The sequence below is a fragment of the Streptomyces sp. OfavH-34-F genome (genome assembly GCF_022347745.1).
In the GTDB taxonomy this organism is placed as follows: Bacteria; Actinomycetota; Actinomycetes; order Streptomycetales; family Streptomycetaceae; genus Streptomyces.
This window is the reverse complement of sequence record NZ_JAKRGC010000504.1, coordinates 1-2,896: the sequence shown is the minus strand read 5'-3', so window position 1 is coordinate 2,896 and position 2,896 is coordinate 1. Positions and strand designations below refer to the sequence as shown.

The following is a 2,896-nucleotide window of genomic DNA, read 5'->3' as shown; positions in this document are numbered from 1 at the left end:
GTTCGCCGGGGCGCTCGGCGTACGGCTCGGCGGCACCCTCGCGTACGGGGGCCGCGTCGAACACCGGCCCGTGCTCAACGGGGAGGCGGGCCGGGCCGTGGAGACCGGCGACATAGAACGGGCCGTGCGGCTCTCGCGCCGGGTGGGCGTCCTCGCCCTCGGCGTCAGCGTCGCGGCCCGGCTGGGCGCGGCGGCGGCCGCGCGCCGGATCGCGGGAACGGGACGCGGCCGGGCACACCCTTCCGGACGGAGGACCGTATGAGCGGCGGACTGCTGGTCGCCGGGACCACATCGGACGCGGGCAAGAGCGTCGTCACCGCGGGCATCTGCCGCTGGCTGGTGCGCCGGGGGGTGAAGGTCGCCCCGTTCAAGGCGCAGAACATGTCGCTGAACTCCTTCGTCACCCGCGAGGGCGCCGAGATCGGCCGCGCCCAGGCGATGCAGGCGCAGGCCGCCCGCGTGGAGCCGACCGCCCTGATGAACCCGGTGCTGCTCAAACCCGGCGGCGACCGCTCCAGCCAGGTCGTCCTCCTGGGGCGGCCGGTCGGCGAGATGAGCGCCCGCGGCTACCACGGCGGACGGCAGGAACAGCTCCTGTCCACCGTCACGGACTGCCTGGAACAGCTGCGGAGCAGCTACGACGCGGTGATCTGCGAGGGGGCCGGCTCACCGGCCGAGATCAATCTGCGGCGCACCGACATCGTGAACATGGGCATCGCCCGCGCCGCGCGCTTCCCCGTCGTGGTCGTCGGGGACATCGACCGGGGCGGGGTCTTCGCCTCGTTCTTCGGCACGACGGCGCTTCTCGCGCCCGAGGACCAGGAGCTGATCGCCGGCTACCTGGTCAACAAGTTCCGCGGCGACGTCTCGCTGCTCGAACCGGGGCTCGACATGCTGCACGGGCTGACCGGCCGCCCCTCGTACGGGGTGCTGCCCTTCGCGCACGGCCTGGGCATCGACGAGGAGGACGGCCTGCGGGTGTCGCTGCGCGGCACGGTGCGGGAGTCGGCGGTCGCCCCGCCGCACGGCGAGGACGTCCTGCGCGTCGCCGTGTGCGCGGTGCCGCTGATGTCCAACTTCACCGATGTGGACGCGCTGGCCGCCGAACCCGGTGTCGTCGTGCGGTTCGTGGACCGGGCGGAGGAGCTGGCCGACGCCGATCTCGTCGTCGTGCCGGGCACCCGGGGCACCGTGAAGGCGCTCGCCTGGCTGCGCGCACGCGGACTCGCCGACGCGCTGGCGCGGCGCGCCGCCGAGGGCCGCCCGGTGCTCGGCGTGTGCGGCGGCTACCAGATCCTCGGCGAGCGCATCGAGGACGACGTCGAGTCGCGGGCCGGCCGGGTGGACGCGCTCGGGCTGCTGCCGGTGCGGGTGCGCTTCGACCGCGAGAAGACCCTGGCCCGGCCGTCCGGGGAGGCGCTCGGCGCGCCCGTCGAAGGGTACGAGATCCACCACGGCGTCGCCGAGGTCCGCGGCGGGGAGCCGTTCCTGACGGACGGCCGGGGCACCCCGCTGGACGGCTGCCGTGCGGGCGCGGTGTGGGGGACGCACTGGCACGGCTCGCTGGAGAGCGACGCGTTCCGCCGCCGGTTCCTGACCGAGGTCGCCCGGATCACGGGCCGCCGCTTCGTGCCCGCCCCGGACACCTGTTTCGCCGCGCTGCGCGAGGAGCAGCTCGACCGCCTCGGCGACCTGATCGAGGAACACGCGGACACGGACGCGCTGTGGCGGCTCATCGAATCGGGCGCTCCGCCCGGCCTGCCGTTCATCCCGCCGGGAGCGCCCGCAGCCCCCGTCAAGGAGGTCATGTGAGTACGCCTTATCCCTTCACCGCGCTCGTCGGCCAGGAGGACCTGCGGCTCGGACTGCTGCTGAACGCGGTGAGCCCGGCCGTGGGCGGAGTCCTGGTACGGGGCGAGAAGGGCACCGCCAAGAGCACCGCCGTCCGCGCGCTGGCCGCGCTGATGCCGCACGTCGCGGTCGTGCCGGGGTGCCGGTTCTCGTGCGACCCGGCCGCGCCCGACCCGGCGTGTCCGGACGGGCCGCACGAGGGCGCCGCCGGCGTGTCGCGGCCGGCCCGGACCGTGGAGTTGCCGGTCGGCGCGTCGGAGGACCGGCTCGTCGGGGCGCTCGACATCGAGCGGGCCCTGTCCGAGGGCGTGAAGGCGTTCGAGCCGGGGCTGCTCGCGGACGCGCACCGCGGAATCCTGTACGTGGACGAGGTCAACCTCCTCCACGACCATCTGGTGGACCTGCTGCTGGACGCGGCGGCCATGGGCGCCTCGTACGTGGAGCGCGAGGGCGTCTCCGTGCGGCACGCCGCGCGGTTCCTGCTCGTGGGGACGATGAACCCGGAAGAGGGCGAGCTGCGGCCGCAGTTGCTGGACCGGTTCGGGCTGACCGTCGAGGTGGCCGCGTCGCGGGAGACCGACGAGCGGGTGGAGGTCGTGCGGCGGCGCCTGGCGTACGAGGACGACCCGGCCGCCTTCGCCGCGCGCTGGGCCGGTGAGGAGGCGGAGCTGCGGGACCGGATCACGGCCGCGCGGGCGCTGCTGCCCGAGGTGGTGCTCGGTGACGGGGCGCTGCGTCAGATCGCGGCGACGTGCGCGGCGTTCGAGGTGGACGGGATGCGCGCGGACATCGTGATGGCCCGGACCGCCACCGCGCTGGCCGCGTGGGCGGGGCGCACCGACGTGCGCGCCGAGGACGTCCGGCAGGCGGCGCTGCTCGCGCTCCCCCATCGGCGCCGGCGCAACCCGTTCGACGCGCCGGGGCTCGACGAGGACAAGCTGGACGACACGCTGGAGCGCAACGGCGGCGGGGACGACGAGCCGGAGCCGGACGGGCCCGGTGACGGCGGGGGCGGCGAGGGGGCGTTCGGTGGGCAGGCCGCGCC

Annotated in this window: 2 protein-coding genes and 1 pseudogene; all 3 read left to right on the top strand. The window is 75.4% G+C overall.

Annotated features, from left to right (window positions below):
- Window positions 1-262: pseudogene (locus tag MHW47_RS34050) on the top strand (cobalamin biosynthesis protein); the annotation flags it as partial.
- Complete coding sequence (locus tag MHW47_RS34045) at window positions 259-1,812, top strand: cobyric acid synthase (RefSeq protein WP_239227708.1); 1,554 nt, start codon at window positions 259-261, stop codon at window positions 1,810-1,812. The pseudogene MHW47_RS34050 and the gene MHW47_RS34045, both read left to right, overlap by 4 nt.
- Window positions 1,809-2,896, top strand: a 1,088-nt coding sequence (locus MHW47_RS34040; protein WP_239227707.1) for an AAA family ATPase, incomplete at its 3' end; no start/stop codon positions are given. The genes MHW47_RS34045 and MHW47_RS34040, both read left to right, overlap by 4 nt.

Bases quoted from the DNA above. Each gene is read 5' to 3' on its own strand.
- MHW47_RS34045 (WP_239227708.1), top strand. From the start codon at position 259: ATGAGCGGCGGACTGCTGGTCGCCGGGACCACATCGGACGCGGGCAAG.